Origin of the sequence: Meiothermus cerbereus DSM 11376 (assembly GCF_000620065.1) — a bacterium.
Lineage (GTDB): Bacteria > Deinococcota > Deinococci > Deinococcales > Thermaceae > Meiothermus > Meiothermus cerbereus.
Genome location: NZ_JHVI01000014.1, coordinates 46076 through 70065 on the forward strand (window position 1 = coordinate 46076; position 23990 = coordinate 70065).

At 61.7% G+C, this 23990-nt stretch carries 21 protein-coding genes and 2 tRNA genes; 5 read left to right on the plus strand and 18 right to left on the minus strand.

Going from position 1 to position 23990, the window contains the following annotated elements; all coding sequences use genetic code 11:
- Positions 1 to 62 precede the first annotated feature (62 nt).
- The 9 genes from purN to Q355_RS0106590 form a co-directional block, all read right to left on the minus strand.
- Complete coding sequence (gene purN, locus Q355_RS0106550) at positions 63 to 683, minus strand: phosphoribosylglycinamide formyltransferase (protein ID WP_027877062.1); 621 nt, start codon at positions 681 to 683, stop codon at positions 63 to 65.
- Complete coding sequence (locus Q355_RS0106555; RefSeq protein WP_027877063.1) at positions 680 to 1333, minus strand: HAD family hydrolase; 654 nt, start codon at positions 1331 to 1333, stop codon at positions 680 to 682. Before Q355_RS0106555 ends, purN begins: the two co-directional genes overlap by 4 nt.
- 93 nt (positions 1334 to 1426) lie before the next feature.
- Positions 1427 to 2035: a dihydrofolate reductase family protein gene (locus tag Q355_RS15515; protein ID WP_036258876.1), complete on the minus strand. Its 609-nt coding sequence runs from the start codon at positions 2033 to 2035 to the stop codon at positions 1427 to 1429.
- A gap of 72 nt (positions 2036 to 2107) precedes the next feature.
- On the minus strand, positions 2108 to 4735 hold the full coding sequence (locus Q355_RS16405) for a C1 family peptidase (RefSeq protein WP_084496072.1): 2628 nt from the start codon (positions 4733 to 4735) through the stop codon (positions 2108 to 2110).
- The gene (locus Q355_RS17300) at positions 4732 to 4974 is read right to left on the minus strand and encodes a double zinc ribbon domain-containing protein (protein ID WP_425411855.1); all 243 of its coding nucleotides are present in this window, start codon (positions 4972 to 4974) and stop codon (positions 4732 to 4734) included. The genes Q355_RS16405 and Q355_RS17300 overlap by 4 nt, the downstream gene beginning before the upstream one ends.
- Complete coding sequence (locus Q355_RS16880) at positions 4952 to 5170, minus strand: hypothetical protein (protein WP_027877064.1); 219 nt, start codon at positions 5168 to 5170, stop codon at positions 4952 to 4954. The genes Q355_RS17300 and Q355_RS16880 overlap by 23 nt, the downstream gene beginning before the upstream one ends.
- A 166-nt stretch (positions 5171 to 5336) precedes the next feature.
- Positions 5337 to 8447, minus strand: coding sequence for a tetratricopeptide repeat protein (locus Q355_RS0106575; protein WP_027877065.1), 3111 nt, complete (start codon positions 8445 to 8447; stop codon positions 5337 to 5339).
- Between the two features lie 273 nt (positions 8448 to 8720).
- Positions 8721 to 9506 (minus strand): ABC transporter permease, encoded by a 786-nt coding sequence (locus Q355_RS0106585; RefSeq protein ID WP_027877066.1) that lies wholly within the window; start codon positions 9504 to 9506, stop codon positions 8721 to 8723.
- A gap of 126 nt (positions 9507 to 9632) precedes the next feature.
- Complete coding sequence (locus tag Q355_RS0106590; RefSeq protein ID WP_027877067.1) at positions 9633 to 10067, minus strand: universal stress protein; 435 nt, start codon at positions 10065 to 10067, stop codon at positions 9633 to 9635.
- Between the two features lie 235 nt (positions 10068 to 10302).
- Here Q355_RS0106590 and Q355_RS0106595 point away from each other — a divergent pair, with 235 nt between their 5' ends.
- From Q355_RS0106595 to Q355_RS0106605, 3 genes are all read left to right on the plus strand, one after another.
- Positions 10303 to 11415 (plus strand): type IV pilus twitching motility protein PilT, encoded by a 1113-nt coding sequence (locus Q355_RS0106595; protein WP_027877068.1) that lies wholly within the window; start codon positions 10303 to 10305, stop codon positions 11413 to 11415.
- A 72-nt stretch (positions 11416 to 11487) separates the two neighbouring features.
- A complete protein-coding gene (rlmB, locus tag Q355_RS0106600; RefSeq protein ID WP_027877069.1) occupies positions 11488 to 12207 on the plus strand; it encodes a 23S rRNA (guanosine(2251)-2'-O)-methyltransferase RlmB in 720 nt (239 codons plus the stop codon).
- Between the two features lie 34 nt (positions 12208 to 12241).
- Positions 12242 to 13114 carry a restriction endonuclease gene (locus tag Q355_RS0106605; RefSeq protein WP_211247161.1) on the plus strand — a complete coding sequence of 291 codons (873 nt, stop codon included), beginning with the start codon at positions 12242 to 12244 and terminating at the stop codon, positions 13112 to 13114.
- On the opposite strand, the gene mltG is transcribed toward Q355_RS0106605, so the two are convergent.
- The 3 genes from mltG to alaS form a co-directional block, all read right to left on the minus strand.
- Positions 13111 to 14172, minus strand: coding sequence for an endolytic transglycosylase MltG (gene mltG, locus Q355_RS0106610; protein ID WP_084496074.1), 1062 nt, complete (start codon positions 14170 to 14172; stop codon positions 13111 to 13113). The two genes, Q355_RS0106605 and mltG, sit on opposite strands and share 4 nt — an antisense overlap.
- A 28-nt stretch (positions 14173 to 14200) precedes the next feature.
- Complete coding sequence (ruvX, locus tag Q355_RS0106615; protein WP_027877072.1) at positions 14201 to 14605, minus strand: Holliday junction resolvase RuvX; 405 nt, start codon at positions 14603 to 14605, stop codon at positions 14201 to 14203.
- Between the two features lie 64 nt (positions 14606 to 14669).
- The gene (gene alaS, locus Q355_RS0106620) at positions 14670 to 17318 is read right to left on the minus strand and encodes an alanine--tRNA ligase (protein ID WP_027877073.1); all 2649 of its coding nucleotides are present in this window, start codon (positions 17316 to 17318) and stop codon (positions 14670 to 14672) included.
- Positions 17319 to 17627: 309 nt separating this feature from the next.
- On the opposite strand from alaS, the gene Q355_RS0106625 reads away from it, so the two are divergent.
- Positions 17628 to 18740 (plus strand): IMP dehydrogenase, encoded by a 1113-nt coding sequence (locus tag Q355_RS0106625; RefSeq protein ID WP_027877074.1) that lies wholly within the window; start codon positions 17628 to 17630, stop codon positions 18738 to 18740.
- A 4-nt stretch (positions 18741 to 18744) separates the two neighbouring features.
- Here Q355_RS0106625 and Q355_RS0106630 read toward each other — a convergent pair whose 3' ends face one another.
- The 4 genes from Q355_RS0106630 to Q355_RS0106645 form a co-directional block, all read right to left on the minus strand.
- On the minus strand, positions 18745 to 19218 hold the full coding sequence (locus Q355_RS0106630) for a DinB family protein (RefSeq protein ID WP_027877075.1): 474 nt from the start codon (positions 19216 to 19218) through the stop codon (positions 18745 to 18747).
- 139 nt (positions 19219 to 19357) lie between these two features.
- A tRNA-Ser gene (locus tag Q355_RS0106635) sits at positions 19358 to 19452 on the minus strand.
- 82 nt (positions 19453 to 19534) lie between these two features.
- A tRNA-Ser gene (locus Q355_RS0106640) sits at positions 19535 to 19624 on the minus strand.
- A gap of 154 nt (positions 19625 to 19778) precedes the next feature.
- Complete coding sequence (locus Q355_RS0106645; RefSeq protein WP_027877076.1) at positions 19779 to 20996, minus strand: MFS transporter; 1218 nt, start codon at positions 20994 to 20996, stop codon at positions 19779 to 19781.
- A 119-nt stretch (positions 20997 to 21115) separates the two neighbouring features.
- On the opposite strand from Q355_RS0106645, the gene rlmN reads away from it, so the two are divergent.
- Positions 21116 to 22171: a dual-specificity RNA methyltransferase RlmN gene (gene rlmN, locus Q355_RS0106650; protein ID WP_027877077.1), complete on the plus strand. Its 1056-nt coding sequence runs from the start codon at positions 21116 to 21118 to the stop codon at positions 22169 to 22171.
- 187 nt (positions 22172 to 22358) lie between these two features.
- Here the strand turns inward: rlmN and Q355_RS0106655 are convergent, their stop codons facing one another.
- Both Q355_RS0106655 and tnpA read right to left on the minus strand, forming a co-directional pair.
- Positions 22359 to 23519, minus strand: a complete 1161-nt coding sequence (locus Q355_RS0106655) for an RNA-guided endonuclease InsQ/TnpB family protein (protein WP_027877078.1) — start codon at positions 23517 to 23519, stop codon at positions 22359 to 22361.
- Positions 23512 to 23928, minus strand: a complete 417-nt coding sequence (gene tnpA, locus Q355_RS0106660; RefSeq protein ID WP_027877079.1) for an IS200/IS605 family transposase — start codon at positions 23926 to 23928, stop codon at positions 23512 to 23514. Before tnpA ends, Q355_RS0106655 begins: the two co-directional genes overlap by 8 nt.
- Positions 23929 to 23990: the final 62 nt, after the last annotated feature.

The window sequence follows — 23990 nt, forward strand, 5'->3', positions numbered from 1 at the left end:
CCTGAGGCAGCGGTGGGGCAGCTTCGGGTTTGTGCTGCACAACACTTCAGTTGGGGTTGGCATCATACCTCCCCCCTCAGCACCATCCGCACCGCCTCTGGGTAGGCCAGGTGTTCTTGTTCCAGAATGCGGGCCGACAAGGTTTCCACGGTATCGCCTGGCAGTACCGGAACCCGGCGCTGCAACACGATGGGGCCGGTGTCCATACCGGCATCCACAAAGTGCACGGTGCAGCCCGTCTCGCTCACCCCCGCCTCGAGGGCCTGGCGCTGGGCGAAGAGGCCGGGAAACTGCGGCAAAAGCGAGGGGTGAATGTTGAGGATGCGCCCCTCCCAGGCTTGCACAAACTCCGGCGACAATAGGCGCATAAAGCCCGCCAGCAGAATCAGGTCTATGTGGTGGTCGCGCAGGAGTTGGCCCGCTACCTGCTCGAACTGAAAGCGCCCGGTAGTGCCGGCTGCACCTTGTGTACGGTTCCTGGGCCAGGGCACGTATTCGGCTTCTACCTGGGCCTCAACCGCTTTTTGCAGGGCCAAAGCTTCACGCCGGTCGGAGATGACCAGCACGATGTGGCCCAGTGGGTTGTCGTGGGGAAAGGCTTTGAGCAAGGCTTCCAGATTGCTGCCGCGCCCCGAGGCCATGACGGCAATGCGGGCGGGTCGTCCCAGAGGAAAATGTTTCATCCGATAATCCTCCAGTTACGCGCCATCGCCAGTTGGCGCAGCCTGGGTTCGGGGTACACCACCACCGGCTGCTCGGCCAGCTCGAGCATCGGCAGGTCGGGCAAGCTGTCGCCATAAGCCGCGAAGAGCGCCTCTCCCTGCAAAAACTTGCCAAGGTGTTCGGCTTTATGAGCCCCCGAGCGCACTGGCCCCCGCAGCCGACCGGTAAAAACACCACCTTCGACCTCGAGGGGTGTGCCCAGGGCCTCCACCCCCTCCCCCAGCCGCCGCGCAAAGGCTTCCAGAATGGGCTGGAAGGTGGCCGAGCACAGCACCAGCCGCCGCCCTTCCTGCCGCAGCCTGAGCAATTCGTCCAGCACCTCGAGCCGTCGCTTGGGCCAGAGCTCGTTGGTAACCACCCACTCGCTCACGGCGGTTAGCTCGGCCTGCCCCAACCCCGCCAAAAGCCCTGCGGCCCTTTCCATAAAGCGATCCTGAAAGGCCCGCTTATCTGCCAGGCCCAGCCGCGCGGCCACAGCGCCCGGCAGGTTGCGATAGAAAAACCTCTGATACTCCCCCGCCCGCCCGTGCGCCTGCATCCAGGCGGCCATGCCCCGCCAGGTCTCGCCGGTGGTTAGGGTGCCTTCTAGGTCTGCCGCGATGGTGTTCATGGTTGCTGCTCAAAATACCATTTACTGGCCCCGGTGTCGCCGCTTATGGCGCCCTTGTCTTTGGCCGACAAGTACCCCGGAGGAGACTTTTGCTCAGGGCACGGTGGAGGTCTGGGGTTTATGACCTGTGGGCTCATAGGTAGCAATCACCACACCCGTAGTCGAAACCACGCTACCCACCAGCTTCAGGCCAACGGGCGGCGTACCCTCGCCAAAAAGCCGCTTGCCCTGGCCCAACACCACCGGATAGGTCTGGACGATGAGCCGATCCAAAAGGCCCGCTTTCAGCAGCTGGGGGTAGAGCGTCGAGCTTCCCTGCACCAGCAGGTCGGGGCCTTCGGTGGCCTTGAGTTTTCGAAGGGCATCCAGGTTGGGCAAGCGGTGGCTGTTGTGCCACGTGGGGGTCAGGTCGCGGCTCGAGAGCACATACTTGGCCGTAGGGTTGAACCGGGCTGCAATGGGGTTCTCCGGGGGCATCTGGGGCCAGTATGGGGCAAAAATCTCGTAGGTCTTGCGCCCCAGCAGCAGCGCATAGGGCGCACCCAGCAGATAGCCCCGCACGGCCTCACGCGTGACGTCGTCGGAATACGCCCAGATCCAGCCGCCGAGTTCAAACCCCCCGCTGCAATCCTCCTCTGGCCCTCCAGGGGCTTGCATCACACCGTCCAACGATACAAACACCGCACCAATAATCTTTCGCATTTCTGCATGCTACTTCAGGAGAATACGGCGCACGGTGCGCCGTATTCTGGTTGTGTTTACCGGAATCACGTTCTAGTTGAGCCTGAACGAGTAGTAGGTGCACCGGCCCGTCCACACCGTGATGGGCCCCTTGCTGCGGCTGGGGTCGGGGGCGTTGACCTTTACGGTTACACGGCAATTGTCGGTGCCCAGCCCAGCATTGTAGACGTTGTATAAGTCGAAAACGTTGCTCGTAGAAGCGTTATCGGCGCGGAGCACTTTGTCAAACCCTGGGCCACTCACGTAGAGCTTCCAGTCGTAGGTCAGGGCTTCGTTGCTGGGGTTTTCCACGGTAATCCCGCCGTAGTAGCGGGTAGGGGTAGGCCCAATGCGGAGGGTACAACCTATATCGCTCAAGACAATGGTGCTGCCGCCCGCTACCTTTACACTCGTGCAGATGCGGAACTGCCCACCTGAGTACTCCCTCGAGTACACCCCGTAGTCGGTAATTTTGGGATAGGGGTTGACAGGCGGCTCCAGGACATTCAGGTTGAGGGTTTGCGCGGCAGTAGCTCCCTCGCTATCCTGGGTAGTGACACGAACCTGGCGGGTGCCGGTAGCACCAAAGGTAACCGAAACCGAGCAGCCTGTACTGGTCGAAAGCGTGTCGGGGGCGTCTACCGACCAGTTGGTTTTGCTGCATAGCTGGTTGGTATCGGCTTCGTTGGGGTCGGTAATGAGGGCCGTGATGGGGTAGGCCTCGCCCTGGCGGGGGGTGCCGCCGTATTGAAGGGTCAGGGTGGGCGGGGTATTGGTCACGTTAACCACAAAACTGCTGCTGGCCTGGCTGCTGCCGTACCGGGCCAGGAGTGTCAGCGTCCTGCTGCCCACCGTGGTGAAGGTGCGCTTGAGCTCAGGGCCGAACAGGCTGTTGCGGTCGGTGCTCCAGCTGCCATTAAAGAGGGTGCCGTCCAGGTTTGAGGTCACGGTTAGGTTAACGCTCTTGGCAACAGGGTGGGTCACGCTAAAGAACTGGGCCAGGTTGGTCTCGACGCGCAGCTGCACTGTAGCAGGGTTGGTCTTGATGGTGATTTTAGGTGCTTCGGAGCCACCCGGGGCGGCTTGCTCTCGCTTCCAGGCCTCGCTGCGGCGACCATCGAAGTTCAGCACGCTCAGGGAGTTGAAGATGCTGCTTACGTAATCGGCAGGGACGTAGTAAAAACCACCATCGCCTGCGCCACAGCCCCAGGAGTTCTTGACGATAAAATACCCACCCCCGCCAATGTTGGGGGTTTGGCCGAACTCGCTCATCTCCTCGTTGGACAAAAAGCCCACAATCTGCACGGCGTGGCCGCCATAAGAACCACTGACCTCTTTACCCTTGTCAAGCATGGTCCTGCTGTAGTTGCTCACCACACCGTCGCTCTTCACATCGTCCATGAAGCCTTTGTAGACTGGGAACGAGGCCAGCAGCACGTAGCCCTGCGAAAGGTAGTTGCGCAAGCGGTTGAGGTCGAAGGTGTCGCCATTTTTCCAGACCTGGATGGTGCGTGAGGAAGCCACCCCCGGCCCGCCAAAGGTAGCCTTGGCGTAGCCACAAAAGGTAAATATAAAGGTGGTGCAGACCCGGCGGCTTTGGTGGGCCGTATCCGAGCAGGTGCCGGTGTAGCCGTTGCAGCTGTTGGCATACGAGTCGCTGTCGCCGTCTTTGACGCTGGGGCGTGAGGTGGCCCCGTTGTAGGTCCAGCCCCCCTCGCTGGGGAAGCTCTGGCCTTTATTGACCGCGGTCTCGAGGGCCTTTTCCGACCAGTAGCCGTCGGTGTAGTCGCTGGAGTCCCAGTCCTGCTTGACCTTGTTGACCAAAAACTGCTCGGAAAGGTCGGCTGGGTTGTTGTTTTGCACCCGCTCGCGGCTTTCCACTGCCCCAATGGCGGTAAAGGCCCAGCAGGTGCCGCGTCTGGCCTGGTTCTTAACCGGGCTGATAAAGTTTTTCAGGGGAAACCAGAAGCGCTTAACCAGGTTGGTGGAATTGCAGGGGCCGTTGTTGTCGGTGCCGTTGCCTGGGTTGATGGCCTGGGGTTGAATGCCTCCCATGGGCTCGAGCCGGGCCATACGCAGGCTGGCCGGCTGGCTTCCGAGCAGCTCGTTGAGCTGATGGAGGGCCGCTTTAATCTCGGCCAACGGCTTCCCCTTTAGGCTATCGGGGGTGGGGGCGCGGGGTTTGAGGTCTTCGGGCAGGAGCGCGTAGCTCAAGGCGTAGTCGTCCAGGGCGTTGTCCACGCTCTGCGAGCGCTGGTAGGTTTCGGCAGCGTTGTGCAGCTGGGTTCCGAGGCCAAACAGCACCACCGACTCTCCCCCCGGCCCGCTTACCGGGCGGTCACCCTCGAAGCTAGGGCTACCCGCGGCCTCGGCAAGCAGGGCGGCGGTGTTGGGGTCCGGGTTAGAGATGCCGCTCAGGAAGCGCTTGTCGTTTTGGTACTGGATTTCTCGAGCCTGCCTGGCCGCAGCAATAGAAGCCGTACTGGAGAGCACCAGTTCGCCTGAGGCAATGCCCTTCTGGAACTCCTCCGGGCTTACCACCTGGGCATCGGCAGGAAGGCCTTCCTTCCAGGCGTTGGCCTCGCTGAACAGATTGGGATCGGGCTTGCTTCCCCCAGGTGAACAGGCTCCCAATGCAGCCATCAGGATAACTAGTACGCCAAACCACTTATATGCTTTCATGAATTCCTCCTCTGTACTAAAACGCTGGCGAGCTCAAGCCCGCAGGTTCCACAAAATCGCGCATATGGCGAGGTGAAGCGGGCCCCGCAGCGGGGACAGGCCTCGAGCAGCCGCTCCCCGTCGTTGAGGCAGTAGCGCTCCGGCGCGCCAAGCGGCACGGCGCGGTTGCAGTACGGGCAAATACGGTAAAAGACAGCAGGTTCCTCTTCCACATACTCACTTCCCTTCTTTGGCCCCACCGGGGGGCTGGTTGGCGGCGGCCATGCCCAGGGTGGGCATGGTTCCCCTGAGGCTGCAGCCAACCCTCGGCTCCTTGCGCGCCGAGAGGGGCAGGTAGGTCTTGCCGTTCACCACAATGCTGTAGGTAGTACCCGCAGCCCAGCCAAGGCCGACCAGCCATAGCAGCGCCAGGTTGTGCAATCTGGAGTCGAACATGGTTGCTCCTTTCGACCCTCAGGGTGCTTTAAGGTTGGTTAGATTTCGGTCAGAATTAGTCGGGGTTTTGCCGAAAAGCCAACGGCCCTCACCGCCGCAGGGGGGCATCGTCCGGGCGCACGCCACAGCCCCCGCCTGCCCGCAAAGCACACACTGCACCTGGATATCAGGTCGTGAGGAAGCTCTGCCAGCGCACCGGCAGGGTCTCGCCCACCTCGAGCATCCATCCCCGAACCTCCTGATAGAGCCGATCCAGGCTCTTGTGGTTCCCACACCGCCGCAGGGCCTGTAGGGTCAGGCGCAAAGCCTCGAGGTCGTAGGGGTCGGCTTCCAGCAGGATTCTGCCCAGCCGGGCGGCCTCCCGGGGCTCCGCCTCGAGCAAAGTCTGGGCGCTATTATGCAGAGCCAGATAGACCGACTCACGCACAGTTTCGTACAAGGAGGGAAGCCCCCCCAGGTAAACCCCCCGCCACAGGCCGGTATCCTGGGTGCGCAAAAACTCCTCCAGGTCGGAGTCAACCGCCGCGCCCAGGGCATAGCCCGAAGAGGTGGTCGCCACAACCCAGGCTCCCAGGCTTGAGCGCACCGTATGAATGAGCTCCTTAAGTGAGGAAGCCGCCTTCTCTTCATCCTCGCCCGGGTAGAGGCTGTCCAACAGCTCGAGCTTACCCATCTCGCCCCGCCCAGCCACCCGCGCCTCGAGCAAGGCCGCCAGCAGCTCCCTGCGTTTCTGGCCCCGCACTGCCTCGCTTCTGCCCTCCAGCCGCCACTGCATGGGGCCCAGCACCTCCAGGCGGAGCAGGGTCGGGGTTGGACTGGCCGGGGGCTGCCCTTCGAGCTGGGGGAAGTAGCGGCGGGCCAGGTAGGCTCCGTTCTGCAGGCCACGGGCCTCGAACCAGGCCAAACGGGCACGGGCGCTCTCGAGGTTGGCGGTGATGCGGTCGAGCTCGAGGCCGATGCGTTTGGCATACACCTGCCAATCCGAACCCGAGGCCAGTTGATAGGCCTCCTGCAGGCAGCTTAGGGCGGCTTCGCTCTGGCCCAGTTCGGCCAGGGCCAGTCCTTTGGCCGTCAGGGCCTGGTACTGTGGTTGCTTAATTCCGAACCCCTGGGCCATCCTCAGGCATTCCTCGGCTGTTTCCAGCCCCCCCGCAGCCCGTCCCAAGCGGGTCTCTACTTTGGAAAGCTGACACAGTGCCATAAACAGCTTGCTGCCGCCAAAGGGCCTGGCAAGCTGCACGGCGTGTTCGGCGTGTTTGAGGGCCAGGGCGTTGCCGTAGGCGGGCTGCCAGTCCAGGTAGAGGTTGCTGAGCTGGACCTCACAGGTAATCAGGAAGCTCGAGGCATCGCTTTGTAGCAGGATATTGCGGCTCTCGCGAAAGGCTTCCTCGGCCTGCTCGTACTGGCCCATCTCGTGCAGAATGCGGGCTTTTTTAGTGAGGGTGCTGGCGTAATGGCGGCTGATTCCCGCCTGGGCATACAGGCGCAGGGCCTCTTCGGTATCGGCCAGCATCTCGGCTTCACGGCTGAGTTCCTCCAGCACCATGGCCCGGTTGTGCAAGGTGGAGGCCGTATAGGCCGGTTTGCCGGCGCTGCGGGCGGCCTCTACCGCCTGGTTGAAAATCGAAAGGGCGGCCTCGAGGTCGTCTTGATAGAAGCGCGCCAGCCCGCAAACCGTGAGCAGCCGCGCCCGATTCAGCGGGGTGCTTTGGGAATTCAAGGCTGCTCTGGCGATAGCTTCGGCCCCGGTGTGGTCGCCCTGGAGGGTGCGGGCAAAGCCAATGTTGTAGGCCAGCTTGGGGTCGGGGTCGGTATGCAGTTCCGAGTGAGCTTCCCATTGCTGTAGCACACCTTTGTAGTCCCCCAGGGCAAATTGCAGGGCAATCCGCCGCCTGACCCAATCCAGCGAGGTTTTCTCGCGGTCCGGGAAGCGTTCTAACAGCCGCTCCACCTCGCGTGAATTGCCCTGGTCGGCATAACAGCCCGCCAACAAGAAAAGGGCCTCCGGGTGGCTGGGCTGTTCTTCCAGCACCCACCGCAGCAGCCGCATGGCCTCCGGGCGGTCGGCGCTTTCCAGAACCTGGGCCGCCGCAAGCGCCAGCTCGGTGCGCTCTGGAGCGGGTGCATAGAGGGCCGCCTTGGCCCACAGCCGCGCAGCCTGCAGTTCATCGCCTTGCTGCTGAGCCGCCTCGGCAGCGCCTTGCAGGCGGGCCAGAATTTCTTCGGTTTGTAGTCCGGCCTCCTCGAGGTAGCGCGCAGCAGCCAGTGGTTGGTGGGCCAGGGCCTCGAGCGCCCTTTGGGCATAGGCCCTGCGTTGCGGGGGCAAGAGGCCGCGCAGGGTAACTTCCTGGTAGAGCGGGTGGGCCAATTCCTCACCCCGAAATATGCCCTGCCGCCTTAAAGCCGTCTGGGCGGCGTGCAATTCTTCGGGCGAAAGCCCGGCTACCCTGGCCCACACGGCGGGGTCGGCTCCCAGCCCCAGGAGGGCCTTGCTTTCCAGGGTCTGGCGCAGGGTGGGAGCGTGCGCAGCCTGGTACAGCCACTGCTCCAGGAGTGCCTCCACGGTTAGGGGCAGGGTGTCGGCCTGGGGAGGCCGCCAGTGCCACTGCCGCCCATCGCTCCACAAAAAGCCCTGCCGGGCCAGATAGCGCAGATACTCCAGGCTAAAGAGGGGGTTGCCCTGGGCGTGTTCATAAATCCAGGCCAGGGCTTCCCTGGGCAGGTGGCTTCCCATCTCGGCCTCGAGCATGGCCTGCGCAGCTTGGGGGGAGAGGGGCGTCAGGTGGTGCGCTTCAAAGGGCTCGGGGGGTGTGCTACGGCTGGTAACCAGCAAGGCCACACCCCGGGTTCGCGAGACAATGGCAGCCAGGGCCCGAATCCACTCGAGGCCCTCCGGGCTGGCTTCGTGGATGTCTTCCAGGTGCAACACCACCGGAGCCAGGGCAACCAGCAAGGCACCCAGCGCTTCTGCCGTTTTTTGCGCATCCGGCGCTTCACCTTTTTGCAGCCGGAGCAGCAGGGGTTCGGCCCAGGCAGGAAGCCTATCCAGGTGGGGCAGGCCGTGTACCAGTGCACCCAGCGGTGTCAGGGCATGAAAGCCAAAACTGCGACAAGGGGTCTCCCGCAAAAGCTGTTGGGCCAGGTGGCTCTTGCCAACACCCGGCTCGCCCCACAGGGCCAGGGCCAGCCCGGCCCGCTTGAGCACGACATTCTTGAGGCGCGGGCGTAATAAGGCAGTCAGCTCCACCTGGGCATCCGTAGTCTCCAGTCTAACCATGACCCAGATGCCAGGCTAGCGAAGCCCGCGTTATATTGGCGTTATCCCACCCAAAAACAATCCTCTGCGCTTGCAGAGGATTCTTGCTTCCAGATGTTTGTTATAGGCATCTGTTCACAGGCTCACCCGCACATCCTGTGGCCGTACTTGCCCCGCCGCAGCAACAGCTTCCCGGCCTGTTCTACCTCAGGCACCCCCAGCAAACGCAGGCCCACCCCGGAGATAGCTCGAGGATAGCCCAAACTGCGTTATGAAGCCGTTATGGTCAAAAGGCTAGGCCCCCATGCCGGAGAACTGCTTGAGCCCCTTGCGCCATAGCCAGCGGTTGATCAACCAGAAGACTCCGAACCAGATCCCCAACACCAAAAAGCCCTGGCCCACGCTACCGGGCAGGGGCAGCCCGGCAAACAAGGCCGCCGGGAAGTAGACCAGATAAGGAAAGGGGGTGAGCAGGGCAAAGTTGCGCACCGCTTCGGGAAAAACCGTGAGGGGCGCAATCAGGCCCGAAAGAAATAGGTAGGCCACAAACCACAGCTCTTCCACCGCGGCCCCACGCTCCGTCCAGAAGCACAGCATGGCAAAGGTGTACTGCATCAGAAAGCGGAGCAGAAAGGCCGCCACCGAAGCCACCAACCCCAGCACGGCGCCCTCGAGCTCCGGTACAAAGCGGGCCTGCGGGTAAACCAGCAGAAAAATCGCCACAATCAACAGGCCAAAGGGTAGGCGGGTCAGGCGCTCGGCCAGGTGCTGCATCAGGTGATCCCAGACCGGATCAATGGGCTTTAAAAGCTTGAACGAAAGGCGCCCCTGCACTACGTCCTCCTGGAACTCCCAGATCACCCAGATGATGGTGAGCTGGCGCACCAGGAACACGCACAAAAAGTAGCGGGCAAACTCCGGGGCCGAAAGCGCGAAATTGCCCCCTGCAGCAGCCTGAGTCCAGACCCCCATCAAAATCAGCGGTAGCATGGCCGAGAGGGCCCATAAGAGCACCTCGGCCCGGTATTCCATGAAGTAGGCATACCAGGCGGCCAGCAGGGCGCGGAGCTTGCGTAGCACCTCTTTAGTTTATGCCAGAGGCCCGAGAAGGTCGCGCCGTCCATTGGATTCACAGCGCTGCACAGCGGGTGGCATACTTTACCCAAGTACAACAGCCGCTGTACGGGATATCGACGGGCCCCAGGCTCACTTGCAGCGCAGCACCAGCACCGGCTTATCCGAACGGTGCAGCACCGCCTCGGTTACTGAGCCCAGCATAAAGCGATCCAGCCCGCTACGCCCGTGGGTTCCCATCACGATTAGGTCATGGTTTTTGGCCTCGGCCAGAATGGCCTCCACCGGCCTGGCCTCTACCAGTTTGGTCTCGGCCTCAACCCCGGCGGTCTGGGCCAGCTCGAGGGCTTTGCTCAGGGCTTCGTTCCCCACCCGCTTGAGGTCTTCGATCAGTTCCAGGCCGTAAGGAACGCTCTCGGGGCTGATCCACAGGGTCGCGCTGATGTTCTCCACAGCGTACAAAAACGTCACGCTGGCCCCCATGCTTTTGGCGACCTCTAAGCCTTCCGTAATGGCCTTGTGGCTACAGGCACTGCCGTCGGTGGGCATCAAGATTTTTTTGTACATTGAACTCTCCCTTTCTTGTTGTTTCTAATCTAAATCTTGCCGGTTGGGACGAAAGCCCCTAGGTTTGTAACACCCCATCCCTGTCACGTAACGCCCTCGCCTTGCAAGAAAAAGCGATTTTGACAGAACATTTTAGCTCGAGGCTTGTCAAGCACAAACAACCAAATTAATGTAACAGCCCTGTGGTTATGAAGCCAAGCCCAGCTAGCAAATCCACCTACAATCGCAATTGCCTATGACCTTTCCCGAACTACTCGCCAGCTTGGTTGCTAAAGGGGTTTCCGACATTCATATGCACGCGGGTCTGCCCATCATGGCCCGGCTCCACGGCAAGCTCACCCCCATTACCCAAAGTCCGCTTACCCCCCAGTACACCGAAGCACTTGTTGACATGATGTGCAATGAGCGGCAGAAGGCCACCTTTGCCGAGCGCAGCCAGGTAGACCTGGCCTATACGGTTCCAGGGGTGGCTCGTTTCCGCGTCAACCTGTTCCGTCAGCGGGGTTCGGTAAGCTGTGTGATGCGGGTGGTCAACTCCGACGAGAGCAAGCTTAAGATCGTCTCGCTCCCGCAAGAAACCATCAACTACTTCCGCGATAAGGAAAAAGGTATGGTGCTGGTAACCGGCCCCACCGGCTCGGGTAAGTCCACCACCCTAGCCCGCATCATCGACGAAATCAACCAGCACCACGCCAAGATGATCGTAACCCTAGAAGACCCCATCGAGTACCTGCACCGTAGCAAAAAATCCATTGTGGTACAGCGGGAGATTGGGCAGGATGCCCCCAGCTTCAAGGATGGGCTGGTGGCAGCCATGCGCCAGGACCCCGACGTGATCATGATCGGCGAGATTCGCGACCATGCCACCGCGGCGGCAGCCCTGGAAGCCGCCCAGACCGGCCACCTGGTCTTCTCTACCCTGCACACCCTCGACACCGTGCGAACCGTCAACCGCGTGCTCGACCTCTTCCCCCCCCACGAGCGGGAGGTGGCCCGCATCCTCTTTGCCGAGTCGCTGGTGGGGATTGTCTCCCAGCGCCTGCTGCCCAGCAAGCAAGGTGGACGGGTCTGCGCGATGGAAATCCTCAAGGGCAACCTGCGCATCCGCGACCTGATCAAAGACCCCGATCGCACCAACGAAATCTACGAGGCCCTCAAAGACTCCTCGCTCGATGGCATGCAGACTTTCGACGATCACCTGGCCGAACTCTACGCCTGCGACCAGATTGACCTGGAAACCGCCCTGGCCCACGCCACCAGCGCCCAGTACGTCAAGGTGAAGGCCCTGCAAATCAACTCTGCTCGCCAGACCCTCATTGATGAATCGGTCGCGCGGCAGGGCAACTAGTTTGGTCTCTCGTCCAGAATTGTGCAGGCTGGGTTGAGCTGCCCCTGGGCTCAGCAGGTTTAGACTACTTACATGCTGATCTATGGGCGCAATCCGGTTCTGGAAGCCCTGCGCGAGGGCCAGGTGGGGCAGGTTTGGGTTGCTAAGGGTGTGGAAGCCTGGCTCTTGAAGGAACTCGATAAGCTGGGGGCCGCGTACAAGCTCGTACCCCGCATCGAGCTCGACCAGATGGTGCGCACCACCCAGCACCAGGGGCTGGTGGCCGAAATTGAAGAAGCCACCTATTCCGACCCCGAGGCGCCTTTTCGCCTGGCACAAAAGCGCGGGGAGCAGGTTCTGCTGGTGGTGCTGGACGGCATCACCGACCCACGCAACTACGGCGCCCTCATCCGCAGCGCCTTTGCCCTGGGCGCACACGGGGTGGTGAGCGAGGAACGCCGCAGCGCACCCTTGTCGGCCCTGGTGATGAAGGCCTCGGCGGGCACGGCCAGCAAAATCCCCCTGGTGCAGGTCAAGAACATTGCCCGCTACCTCGAGCAGCTTAAGGAGAGAAACGTCTGGGTCTACGGGACGAGCGGCAAGGCCAGCAAGACCATTGACCAGCTCGACTACCAGCGCCCGCTGGCGATTGTGATCGGCTCCGAGGGCGAGGGGATGCGCCGCCTGGTAGCCGAGCACTGCGACGAACTGGCCAAGATCCCCCTGGCCGAAGGGGCCGAGAGCCTGAACGCCGCGGTGGCGCTGGGGGTGGTGTTGTATCAGGTAGGGCTTTCCCGCAGGGCCGTACAATAGGAGCGAAATGCCAATACCAAATTACCAGCGATTCATGTACCCATTGCTTGAGATGGCCGCCGACGGTGAGGCGCACTCGATGGATGAAGCCTACGAGGTGCTTGCCGAGAAGTTCAACCTGACCGAAGAGGATCGGGCCGAATTGCTGCCTAGCGGTAGGCAAAGTAGGTACGAGAACCGCGTCGGATGGGCCAGAACCCACTTGACGAAAGCAGGCTTGCTGGAGTCTCCAGGCCGAGGACAATTCAAGATCACCCCACGAGGACTTGATGTCTTGAAATCCGGCATTACTGATATAGATAAAAACTACTTGTATCAGTTCCCGGAATTCGTGGAATTCCGTAGAAGAGACCGTGGCAACGCCGAAAGCGAAGTCATAGGGGATGCCGGGAAAACTCCAGACGAACAGCTAGAACTCCTTTACCTTGAATTGGAAAAACAGCTTGCCCATGAATTGCTGGAGCGTATCAAACAGTGCCCACCTGCCTTCTTTGAGCGCCTGGTCATTCAGCTGCTCGTCGCTATGGGCTACGGGGGCTCGGTAAGCGATGCAGGCAAGGCTGTGGGACGGAGCGGCGATGATGGTATAGACGGCATCATCAAGCAGGACAGGCTTGGCCTGAGTAACATCTACATACAAGCCAAACGCTGGAACAACACGGTTCCAAGTGAGGTGGTTCGTACCTTTGCCGGAAGTCTTGCACTCAAAAAGGCCAGCCGTGGCGTCATCATTACCACATCCGATTTTTCTAAGGGTGCAATCGAGACCGCAGAACGGCTTGGAAATATTGTTTTGATTGATGGAGAAACCCTAGCCCAATACATGATTGAGTACAACGTAGGCGTTACTGTAGCTGCGCGCTACGAGATCAAGCGTATTGATCGAGACTTCTTTGAGGAGATTTAGCGATAGTACCGCGCCGTATCGCGCAGGTGTCCTTCAAAGTCCACATTCAAAAACAAACGGCCCTGGGCGTGCAAAAAGTACAGGTATTTTTGGCCTTTTTCGTTGGTGCGGGTGGGGTTGAGCACGGCGCGCAGGGCTTCGGCGCCGGGGTTGCCGATGGCGCCGGGGGGCAGGCCACGCCGGGTGTAGGTGTTGTAGGGGGTGTCTTTTTCGAAGTCGCCCGCCCTGCGATCGAGTTCGGGAAGGCGCTTGCCCAGGCCGTAGGCCACGGTGGGGTCGGCCTGGAGGGGCATCCCAATCTCCAGGCGGTTGAGGAAGACACCGGCGATTACAGGTTTTTCGCTGCTGTTGGCGGCTTCGGCCTGCACAATGGAGGCCAGCGTGACCCAGTCGTGGATGCTCTCAAGGCCCAGTTCGCGCAGACGGGCCTGGGCCGCTGGGGAAAACTCCTGCTGCATCCGGCGGGTCATGGTGCGGATCACATCCTCGGCGGTGTAGTCGAGAGGAAAGTCGTAGGTGGCGGGGAAGAGGTAGCCCTCGAGGGTGGGCCCCCTGGCCTCGGCCGGGCGCAGCTCGGGAGGGGGGTTGTTGACGAGCTCGAGGAATCTAGGCCCATCCAAGTTGTTTTCGCTCAGGCGCTGGGCCATGTCCACTGCCCGCCAACCCTCCGGGAAGGTAATCCGTACCGTAAGGGGGCGCGATTCATCGGTGATGGCTAGGGCAATGGCCCGCAGGCCCTTGCCCTCGAGCTTGTAGTAGCCGGGCCTGAGTTCTTTGTCCTGGCCGGAGAAGCGCAGATAAAGGGCAAACATATAGCCCGAGCGCACCAGACCAGCCTGCTCGAGGATGCGCCCCACCGCTGCCGCCCCGCTGCCCTTAGGGATGCGAACCTCGGCCGTGATACCGGTGGGGCCCATCAAATAGAGGGCATAACCCAAGACCGCTGCCACCAGCACAAACATGAACAGCACCCCCCGCAAAATCCAGCGGGTGGGCGATTTGTTCTGTTCCCGGGATGCCTCTGTAGTGGACAGTGTGGGCTTTTCAGAATTTTCCATGCTTTAGAGCTCCAGAAAAACGCCTTGGCTATACACGGGCCAAATACGACTCCAGCAAGGCAATGGCCGCCGCCTCGTCTAGCTTACCCTTCTCCTGACGAACGCGCTTGGGGGCATTTTTGAGGCGGTTTTGTCCCAGCTTGGTGGTATAGCGCTCATCCAGCAACTCGAGCTCCAAGCCCCGCTTGCGCATGGCTTCTACCAGCGCCATCACCCGCTCGGCCTGGGCGCTGGGCCTGCCATCGGTGCGCAGGGGCAGCCCCACCACAAAGCGCTGGGCCCCTTCCCGCTGGGCCAGGGCCGCCAGGGCTTCCAGGTCGGCCTCGAGGTTCTGGCGCACCAGGTAGCCCCGCCCAAAAGCCCAGGGCGATCCGGTCTCCCCCACCGCCAGGCCAATGCGGGCCTCTCCTACATCCAGCGCGATTACCTTCATCGGCTCTATTATTTCCGCTGGCTGGCAGGAGTAAATGAGGCCAGGCTGCCCATCCCGCAACAGGCTAACCCAAGGCCTGCTCGAGCGCCGCAAAAGCCTTGTCCAGGTCGAACCCGCCCCCCTGGGCCAGCGCTCCCTTGCCACCGCCGCGTCCACCCGCGGCAGCCGAGAGCTGCTTCATCACCACACCGGCGTCCAGCCCCCTGTCCTGGGCGGCCTTGCTCACCTTGATGACCAGGTTCTGCCCCGACCCTACCGCCACCAGATCGGCCTGGTGTCTGTCCAGCAGCTCATCCGCCGCACCGCGCAAAGCCCCCGCCTCGAGGCCCTCGAGCTTTACCGCCAGGTACCTGTAGCCGCCCGCCTCCTTGAGCGCGACCGCCGCAGTACCCCCTAGCTGGGCTCGAGCCAGCTCGAGTCTCAGTTTTTCAACTTCCTTTTCACGGGCCTTGAGTTCGTCTTGTAGCTTGTTCACCCGTTCGAGCAGGTGTTCGGGGGAAGTTCCCAGCTCACGGGCTAGGCCCCCCACCCGCTCCAGCATCTCGCGCACGTACCGGATAGCGCCCGTTCCGGTCAGGGCCTCGATGCGCCGCACCCCCGCCGCCACCGACTCCTCGGCCACAATCACCAAAGCCCCAATCTCACCGGTGCGCCGCACGTGGCAGCCGCCGCAAAGCTCCTTGGAGGTCACGTTGTCCACCGCGCCCTCCACGCTCACCACCCGCACCACGTCGCCGTATTTTTCGCCAAAAAGGGCCATGGCCCCTTCCTTGCGGGCTTCTTCTAAGGGCTTGTAAGCATAGCTCACCGGAAAATCGGCCTGAATCCAGCGGTTCACCAGCAGCTCGACCCTGGCTAAATCTTTGGGCGAAATCGGCTCGAACTGGCTGAAGTCGAAGCGCAGCCGATCCGGCCCCACGTAGCTGCCTCGCTGCTGCACGTGGGGGCCCAGCACCGCCCGCAGCGCGGCGTGCAGCAGGTGGGTGGCGGTGTGGTTCTTCTCGGTGTCGCGGCGGTGGGCATCCACCAGGGCCCGCACCACCGTGCCGGCCTTGAGGGTGCCCTCCTCCACCCGCGCCATATGCAAAAAGATGCCATCAGGGTTTTTCTGGGTGGTCGAGACCTTAGCCCAGCCCCCTTCCCACTCCAGCACGCCCGCATCCCCCACCTGCCCGCCCCCCTCGGCATAGAAGGGGGTTTTGTCCAGCACCACCTGCACCTCGGTGCCGGCGGGCGCCTCCTCTATGGTCTGCTCCCCCACCAACAGCAGCTTGACCTGGGCCTGGGCCTCTAAGTCTTCGTAGCCCACAAACTTAGTTCCTCCGTAATCAGCGGCCAGCGCCGCGAGGGCCTCGTTGGACTTCTTAAAGAGCTCCTTGCTGAACGCCGCAGCCGCTCGAGCCCGTTCCTGCTGTTCTTCCAGGGCCTTCTCGAAGCCTTCGGTGTCCACCTGAATCCCGTGCTCACCGGCGATTTCGATGGTCAGGTCGAGCGGGAAACCGTAGGTGTCATATAGGGTAAAAGCATCCCGGCCCGGAAGGGTATCGCCCGGTCGCAGGTTGGCCAGCATGGCATCCAGCCGCTTGATGCCGCTCTCGAGGGTGCGTAAAAACTGCTCCTCCTCGATTTTGATTTGCTTTTGCACGCCCTCGAGGTTCTCCTTCAGCTCCGGGTACACCCCGCCCATCACCCCGGCCACCACCTCGGCCAGCTGGTACATGAAGGGCTCGCGCAGACCCAGCAGGTAGCCAAAGCGCACCGCCCGGCGCAATAGACGCCGCACCACGTAGCCGCGCCCGGTGTTGGAGAAGTGCACCCCGTCGGAGAGGATGAAGGCCACCGCGCGGGCGTGTTCGGAAATCACCCGGTGCGCCACCGAGGCGGGGCCTTCGTAGCTGATGCCGCTCAGCTCCACGATTTTGGCAATCAGGGGCTGGAACTCGTCGGTCTCGTAGAAGTCGGTCACGTTCTGCAAGACCATCGCTACGCGGGCCAGACCCATGCCGGTGTCAATGTTGGGCTTGGGCAGGGGCTCCAGAACACCCCCGTCCTTGCGGTCGTACTGGGGGAAGACCAGGTTCCACAGCTCCACAAAGCGGTTGGATTCGCGGGTCTGGTAATAGTCGGCCCAGGTGTCGCTGCCAAAAGCCGGCCCCCGGTCGTAGTAAATCTCGCTGCATGGCCCGCAAGGCCCGTTGGGGCCTTTGGTGGGGGCGTTTTGCGGCCAGAAGTTCTCGTCGGCATCGAAGCGGTGGATTTTTTCGGGGGGCACCCCCACCCGCGTCCAGTGCTCAAAGGCTTCGTCGTCGTCTTTGTAGATGGTCACATAAATGCGTTCGGGGTCCAAGCCCAGCCACTCAGGGCGGGTGAGGAACTCCCAGGCCCACTCGATGGCCTCCTTTTTGAAGTAGTCGCCGAAGCTGAAGTTGCCCAGCATCTCGAAAACAGTCTGGTGGCGGTTGGTGCGGCCCACGTTCTCGATGTCGCCGGTACGCACGCTCTTCTGACAGGTGGTCACCCGGTACCATTCGCCCTCATGGCCGGGGAAAACCGGCTTCTTGCCCAAAAAGTAGGGCTTGAGGGGGGTCATGCCGGCGTTGATGAAGAGCAGGGTGGGGTCGTCCTGGGGCACCACGCTGAAGCTCGGCAGGCGCAAATGCCCCTTGGACTCGAAGAACTGTAGAAATTTTTCGCGGATTTCGGCGGTTTTCATCGTGGCCTCTCAAACTAGCCCAGCATAAAAAAAGATTCTCCGCCAGGCAAACCCTACCGACCCCTTGCAAAGTGAAGAGGTTCGGTTAAAGGGCAGCTCGAGCAGAGTAAAGGGGTTTCATCGCTTCGATTGCGTCTTCGCGCTCGCTGGCAGGCGCGCACCTGCGGCCTCGAGCAGAGAATTGCATCTGGATTTGAATATACAGTGCGCTTATGCGTTTGTAAAGCCAGGACAACGGCATATGAACCCAAACCTAGCCGCGCCACGGCTAGTAGACCCCCTACCCGCCCTTTAGTACAATTTTGCCTTGTGAACTACGGAATTTTTGATGTCATTGCCCAGGAAGCCCTGGAAAAAACCCAGGCCGATCTGGCCCGCTACCCCTACGAACGTTTTGAGACCTACTACACCTTTGCCGACAAAACCATCATCCCCACCTTTCTAACCCAGCCGGTCTCGCGTCGCCAGGTGGAGGTGCGCCAGCTTTTTTACACCACCAAAGGCTCCATCGAGCTTTTCCCCGCCTTTGGGGCCTCCATGAGCATGATGCGCAGCCGCTTTGCCCGCGACGTGTGGGACGGGGGGAATGGGGGGGTGCACATTCTGCCCAGGGTGGGCCTTTCCGACGAGGAGCGCATCCGGGATGTGCAGGCCAGCGCCCCGGCCCTGGTGGGGGCCGCTTTGGGCACCAATGAGAAAGAGGAGTTTCTGGCCGAGCTTTTTGCCCAGCCCAACCTGATTTTCGCCTCGATTGACATCGCCCACGGGGCCAACGCAGCGGTGCTGCCGGTGCTGGCCAAGATTCGCGGGCTGGGCATCGACAGCGGGGTCATTTTGGGCAACGTGGGCTCCATCGAGGGCTTTGCCTACGCCTACTGGCTGATGAAGCTCTCGGGCTTCCGCCACTTCCTCCTCAAGGTGGGGGTGGGGCCAGGGTCGGTCTGCACCACCCGCATCAACACCGGGGTGGGGGTAGGCCAGTTGTCGCTTTTGGAAGAAATTCGCCGTTTTCAGTCGGTGGTGGGCTACACCGACGCCCAGATTATCTCCGATGGCGGGGTCAACAGCTCGGGCGACTTCGTGAAGGCCCTGGCCTACAGCGAGGGGGTGATGATGGGCAAGTTCTTTGCCTCCGGCAGCTTCGAAGATGAAGTGCTCATCAAGAAGGACGGGCAGCTCGAGGGCGTCCTGCTTTATGGCATGGCCTCCATGCTGGTTACAGAGAAGCGCAACTTCATCGAGGGTTCCTCGCAGACCCTGCGGGCCTTCCACCACACCGCCCAGGAGGCCATCGCCCGCTTGCGGGAGGGTTTGCAAAGCGCCATGACCTACGTCAACGCCACCAACCTGACCGAGTTCAGGGGCAATGTGCGCTTCGCCAAAAACTCCGCGGCGGCCATCACCGAGGCGGGGGTGCACTAGAGGCTCAGCGGGCTTTTTGCAGCACCTCGCGGATGCGCCAAAAAGCCAGATAGAGGTGGTGGGCTTCGTGCACCAGGAAGAGCTCGAGCCACGCCTTTAGCGGCATCGGCCCTGCTGCGCTGTGAATGCCGATCCGGTCTAGCTGGGCCTCGCTCAAAGCCGCTACTTGCTGGTTGAGCTGGGCCCGCAGCTCTTGGAGTTCGGCCAGCACATCCTGGGGGGAACGCTCCACCAGCAGCAAAAAGGCCGGCTCGGTATCGGGCTTTAGCCGCTCAATTAAGGGGGCCTCTTCCTGCAAGATACGGGCCATGCGATCCTGAGTGACCAGGGTAAAGTGGGCCAGATGAGCAAAGTTCTCGTGGGCCGACCATTTATCGGGCAGGCTGCGCAGGCGCAGTTGCTCGGGGGTGGCCGTGCCCAGAATTTGGGGCAAACCGGCCAGCGACAGCTCAAAACGGGTCAACAGGGCGCTTTTCATGTTCCCTTAGCTTATGCCAGGATGGCCCAATTGGTGTAGAGCATCTGCCGCAGGGTGTTCGGGACCACGGGCATACCTGACCTCGAGGCGACCAATGCAAAAGCCGGGGACCAACGTCCCCGACCCTTGCCTTTTAGTCTGGCGGAGGAGGGGGGATTCGAACCCCCGATAGGGACTTTCGTTCCCTATAACGGTTTAGCAAACCGCCGCCTTCAGCCACTCGGCCACCCCTCCATCCAACTTTTCGGTGTTTGGGGAATCGCCCCTAAAACCGCAAACGATACTCTAGCACAAAACCTGGCATTTGAACCAGCCCTGGCGGAGGGAGAGGGATTCGAACCCCCGGTAGGCTTGCGCCTACAACGGTTTTCAAGACCGCCGCTTTCAACCACTCAGCCATCCCTCCAGGCCCGGCGCATACCTACTATGGACAAGCACCCCTGGCATGTCAAGTACCGCGGTCTTCGCTTTTTTGCCGCTGCACGAGAACATAGGAGCGCTCCCGCAAAAATGCCTGTAGAGCCCTTTTCGGGGTTGTGCGATCCCCTCTGAAGACCGCTCTATCGCACCGAGCGAATCTGTCGAACCAAAACGGTTCCCAGCACAAAACACACCGCCGCAATCAAGAACAGTACCGTGTAGCCCAGCCCTGGACTCTGGCGGTTGAACACATCGAGCATGGCCCCAAAACTCCCTGCCAGAACCTGTGGCAGCACAATGGAGGTCTGCCAGATGCCCATATCGGTGGCGTGGGCCTGGGGGTTGGGCAGCACATCCGAGACCAGGGCCCAGTCCACCGCCAGGTAGGCCCCGTACAGCAGCCCGAATACCAGCGCCAGCACAATCAGCACGTCGTAGCGGGGTAGCAGCAAGATGGGCAGCATCAGCACCGCCAGCCCCACCCCCGCAACATAGATGATGGGTTTGCGGCCATGCTGGTCGGACAAACGCCCTGCTGGCACAGCAGAAGCAGCAGCGCCAACAGAAATTAGCAACCCCAGCAGGGCTACTGCCTGGAAGGCCTCGGTAGCCAGGGTCTGGCCGAAAGCCTGGAAGGTTCCTACCACATCGGCCAGGTAGTACTGCAAATAGGTCTGCACCACGTACTGCGCCAGCATTACCAGAAAGCGCGTAAACCAGACCCAGCGAAAGTCGGCGCTGCGCCAGGGGGCCTGCATGCTCTCCCAAAGCCCCCGCCGCTGCGGTTTTAGGCCCGGCACCTCGCGGATCAGGCTCAGAACCATCCCGGCTGCAACCAGATTGAGCAAGGCAATCAGCAGGAACTGCCACTGCAGGTTGGCCAGCAAAAAGCCCACCGCACCGGCCACCACCTGGCCACCCACCTGGAGCGTGCCCAGCCAGCCCGAGGCCACCCCGCGCTCGCGCCGAGCGGTGAGGTCGGGGATCAGGGCTGAATATGGGCCAGTGGCCATGTCGTCGGCCATCTGAAGCAACAAATAGGCCACCACCAGCTGCCAGTAGCTACCCGCATAGGCCATCCAGACCAGCGAGCCCGCCGTCAAGATGGTTCCCAGTGCCAAAAAAGGCATGCGGCGGCCCACCCGGTCGGAGATGTAGCCCCAGACCGGCGGCCCGATCAAGGCCATCACTGCACCGAGGGCAAAAAGCAGCCCCAAACGGGTGGCTCGCTCGGGTTCGGGTACCAGCTCGGCCACTCGAGCCGGCAACAATACCAGCAAAATCAGAAACCACTTGAAGCTGCTTGCAAACCAATAGGAAGAAAGCACCAAGTACCAGGGGTTGGTGTGGGCGCGCATTTGTCCCAGTATACGGGCGGCTGACAAGAAGGCCGCCAGGCAGGTCGGCGCGGCGGAGGTGGGCAAAACCTCGAGCCGCCCACCATTTGAAGTAGCGCTGCAGGCTATACTAAAGCGTTATGGCTTTGCCACAAGACAAAACCCCGCTGCTCTCATTGCCCATCGAACAACTCCCGGGCGAGGGCTACCGTCGGGGACAGCTCGCCACCTGGCTCTACGTCAAGGGGGCCAGGCAGTGGGAGGAGATGACCGACCTGCCCAAGGCCCTGCGGGCCGAGTGGGCCGCGCAGTATCGCATCTCGGAGTTTGCCCAGGTCGCACCTTATCCAAGCCAGGACGGCTCGGTGAAGTATCTTTTTACCCTGCTGGACGGCCAGAAAACCGAAGCCGTGTACATGCCCTACCTGAACCGCAAGACCATCTGTATTTCCAGTATGGTGGGCTGCCCAGCGGGCTGTACCTTTTGTGCAACCGGCAGGATGGGCTTTGGGCGCAACCTCACGGCCGCCGAGATCCTGGATCAGATTTTGTTTGCCGCCCACCACCAGGGCCACGCCCCCCGCGAGATCCGCAACGTGGTGCTGATGGGCATGGGCGAGCCGCTTTTGAATGTGGAGAACGTATTTGCAGCCCTGAAGCGGATGCTGCACCCCCAGGGGCTGGCCATGAGCCCCCGCCGCATTACCCTCTCGACGGTGGGGATTCCCAGGGGCATCTACAAAATGGCCGAGTCGGAGCTGGAGGTGCGCCTGGCCCTCTCGCTGCACGCCCCCGACGACGAAACCCGCCAGCAGATTATCCCCACCGCCCACCGCTACCGCATTACCGAAATTATGGAAGCCGTGCGGCACTACTACACCCAGACCAAGCGCCGCATCACCCTGGAATACACCATGCTCAAGGGTGTTAACGACCACGAGTGGCAGGCCCGCGCCCTGGCTGGACTCTTCAAGGGCATCAGCGCCCACATGAACCTGATTCCCTGGAACCCCTGGGAGGGGGCTCCCCACCAGGGTAGCCCCAAAGCACAAATCCTGAGGTTTGCGGCCATATTGGAGCAGCAGGGCATCCCCACCTCGGTGCGCTGGAGCCGGGGGCGTGATGTGGGTGCCGCCTGTGGGCAGCTCGCGCTCAAGCAGCCCGACCAGCCCCAGGCTCAACTTTCTCGGCTGTAAGCGGCTATGGGGGAAACGTCCCTATTTTTCGCTACGCGAAACCGATGTGTGCAGGCCCCTGTTACACACCCAGGCGTGGCCCGCGGGTGATTGAGGCTCGAGCCTTCCAGCAGCAAAAACCCCATGCGGTTACTCGAGAAAACCACTGTGACGACTCCTCGGACTGAAGTCCGAGGCTTCTCGGTTCTCACGGAACGGCTACTGCCGTATCCATCCCCGAAGGCTCCGTCCGAGCCCATCTGCGGTCGGGTACACGCCCCGACCTTGCCAGGACATTGATGGCCGCGGCCACATCCCGGTGAAGAGAGGCCCCACAAGCGGGGCAGGTGAACTCCCTGACCCACAAGGGCCTCTTCTCCCGGTGCCCACACACCGGGCAATCCTGGCTGGTATGCTTGGGGTCTACCCCCACGACCCGCCTACCAGCCTCTTCCGCTTTGTAGGCGAGGATAGCGAGAAACTGCGCCCAGCCCGCGTCCAGCACCCCTTTGGCGGTGCGGGAGCGGGCCAGGCCGAGGACGTTCAGGTCTTCATGGGCTATCACCCCGTATCGTTCGACAAGCTTTCTGGCGGTCTTGTGGTGGAAGTCTTTGCGCTGGTTGGCGATTTTTCGGTGCAGCTTGGCCACCCGCCTTCTGGCCTGCTTGCGGCGGTTACTGCCCCGCTTCTTGCGGGCAAGGTTGCGCTGTGCGGTGGCGAGTTGGGCCTGGGCTTTGGAGAAATACCGGGGAGCCCGAACCATCTCCCCGTCGGAGGTGACGAGGAAGTGGGGGTTGGTGCCGAGGTCTATTCCAACAGCGTCTTGGTTTTCAGGAAGCGGCTGGGGTTCCACCTCGCAACTGAAAACGATGTACCAGTGCTCGCCTTCTCGCTTGACCGTAGCGGTCTTGAGCCTGCCTTCCAAGGGGCGGTGGAACTTGCATTTGACCGAGCCGATGCCGTGGAGGAGCACCCGCTTCCCGCCCTCCTGGAGCTTGACCCCGGTAGTCCCGGCCTGGGGGAAGGTGAAGGAGTCGTAGCGCCCCTGCCCCTTGAAGCGGGGGTATCCCGCTTTCTGTCCCGCCTTGACCCTACGGAAGAAGCCCTGGAAGGCTTTGTCCACCCGCTCGATGACGTTCTGTAGCACCTGGGAGTGGACGCCCTTGTACTCCGGCAGCTCGGTGCGTATCTCGGGCAACCACCGTTTTTGCTCGTAGAAGCCCACCGTCTTGCCCGCCTTGCGGTAGGCCTCTCTACGCTCCTGCAAGGCCGCGTTATATAGATGGCGGCACAGCGCGAGGGTGCGCTCCAGGTCTTTGTGCTGGGGCTGGGTGGGGTACAGGCGGTACTTGAACGCCTTCCTAGTCATCGTCCACCTGATGCTTGCGCTGGGACTCGATGTAGCGCTGGATGGTCTGGGCTGAGATGTTCCCAGCACTCCCCACGTAGAAGGAGGGCGTCCACAAATGACCACCGCCCTTGCCCCGCCGTAGCCTTGGGAACTCTTGCAGGATGCGCCGAGCCGATACGCCTTTCAGAATCTTCGCCACGTCCGAGGGCGACCACTTGGGCGGCACGGAGAGGAACAGATGCACGTGGTCGGGCATGACCTCCATCCCCAGCACTACCCAGTCCCTTATCAAGCACGTCTCCCGCAACACCTGCATCAGCCGTTCGTGCACCTCGCCAAAGAAGACCTGTCTGCGGTGCTTGGGGGTGAATACCAGATGGTAGTTCAGGTTGTAATGGCTGTGGCGTGTGGTGAGCTCTTCCGGCACTTACACATGATACCGCAAAATGACCGCCCACCATGCTGTGTGCCCCAAAGGGGCACGTGGGG

Bases quoted from the DNA above. Each gene is read 5' to 3' on its own strand.
- rlmB (WP_027877069.1), top strand. From the start codon at position 11,488: ATGCTGATCTATGGGCGCAATCCGGTTCTGGAAGCCCTGCGCGAGGGC.
- Q355_RS0106655 (WP_027877078.1), bottom strand. From the start codon at position 23,519: ATGACTAGGAAGGCGTTCAAGTACCGCCTGTACCCCACCCAGCCCCAG.
- Q355_RS0106605 (WP_211247161.1), top strand. From the start codon at position 12,242: ATGTACCCATTGCTTGAGATGGCCGCCGACGGTGAGGCGCACTCGATG.
- ruvX (WP_027877072.1), bottom strand. From the start codon at position 14,605: ATGAAGGTAATCGCGCTGGATGTAGGAGAGGCCCGCATTGGCCTGGCG.
- Q355_RS15515 (WP_036258876.1), bottom strand. From the start codon at position 2,035: ATGCGAAAGATTATTGGTGCGGTGTTTGTATCGTTGGACGGTGTGATG.
- Q355_RS0106595 (WP_027877068.1), top strand. From the start codon at position 10,303: ATGACCTTTCCCGAACTACTCGCCAGCTTGGTTGCTAAAGGGGTTTCC.
- Q355_RS0106555 (WP_027877063.1), bottom strand. From the start codon at position 1,333: ATGAACACCATCGCGGCAGACCTAGAAGGCACCCTAACCACCGGCGAG.
- Q355_RS0106575 (WP_027877065.1), bottom strand. From the start codon at position 8,447: ATGGTTAGACTGGAGACTACGGATGCCCAGGTGGAGCTGACTGCCTTA.
- Q355_RS0106590 (WP_027877067.1), bottom strand. From the start codon at position 10,067: ATGTACAAAAAAATCTTGATGCCCACCGACGGCAGTGCCTGTAGCCAC.
- Q355_RS0106645 (WP_027877076.1), bottom strand. From the start codon at position 20,996: ATGCGCGCCCACACCAACCCCTGGTACTTGGTGCTTTCTTCCTATTGG.
- rlmN (WP_027877077.1), top strand. From the start codon at position 21,116: ATGGCTTTGCCACAAGACAAAACCCCGCTGCTCTCATTGCCCATCGAA.
- mltG (WP_084496074.1), bottom strand. From the start codon at position 14,172: ATGGAAAATTCTGAAAAGCCCACACTGTCCACTACAGAGGCATCCCGG.
- alaS (WP_027877073.1), bottom strand. From the start codon at position 17,318: ATGAAAACCGCCGAAATCCGCGAAAAATTTCTACAGTTCTTCGAGTCC.
- Q355_RS0106630 (WP_027877075.1), bottom strand. From the start codon at position 19,218: ATGAAAAGCGCCCTGTTGACCCGTTTTGAGCTGTCGCTGGCCGGTTTG.
- purN (WP_027877062.1), bottom strand. From the start codon at position 683: ATGAAACATTTTCCTCTGGGACGACCCGCCCGCATTGCCGTCATGGCC.
- Q355_RS16880 (WP_027877064.1), bottom strand. From the start codon at position 5,170: ATGTTCGACTCCAGATTGCACAACCTGGCGCTGCTATGGCTGGTCGGC.
- Q355_RS16405 (WP_084496072.1), bottom strand. From the start codon at position 4,735: ATGAAAGCATATAAGTGGTTTGGCGTACTAGTTATCCTGATGGCTGCA.